This window comes from Pseudomonas sp. FIP_A4 (assembly GCF_036701605.1).
GTDB classification, from domain to species: domain Bacteria; phylum Pseudomonadota; class Gammaproteobacteria; order Pseudomonadales; family Pseudomonadaceae; genus Stutzerimonas; species Stutzerimonas phenolilytica.
The window spans coordinates 1-404 of the sequence record NZ_JAYDXP010000044.1; the positions used below are offsets into that span (position 1 = coordinate 1).

Annotated in this window: 1 pseudogene; it reads right to left on the reverse strand. The window is 70.8% G+C overall.

What is annotated here, in order from left to right:
- Positions 1–136: 136 nt before the first annotated feature.
- Positions 137–229: pseudogene (locus U8L64_RS00320) on the reverse strand (ATP-binding cassette domain-containing protein); the annotation flags it as partial.
- Positions 230–404: the final 175 nt, after the last annotated feature.

Consider the following 404-nt stretch of genomic DNA (forward strand, 5'->3'; position numbering starts at 1 on the left):
GATCAGCTCAGCGGGTTATGGCTGCGCCATCGAGGAACATTCGCTCCAGCATGCCCGCGGAACTGGACCTGGCCGCACGCCCGCGGCGCTCGGCATCGACCATGCCGTAGATCAGTGCGAGAAAGAGTTCGGTGAAGACCCCCGAGGTCGGCTCGTCGAGGATCAGCATTTCCGGCGCGTGGATCACCGCCACCGCCAGCGACTGGCGCTGGCGCACACCCAGCGACAGCCTGGAAGAGGCGTTCATCGGCCTGCTGCCCGAAGACCAGCGCCGCCGCCACCGCACGCTGGAACTCCCGCCGCGCGAGGCCAGCGACAGCATCGCCATCGCGGCGCACGACCTGGCGATGCGCGGCGGCGACGTCGTCGCGGGGGCGCGCGTCCACCGGCGCATCGAGGGCGGC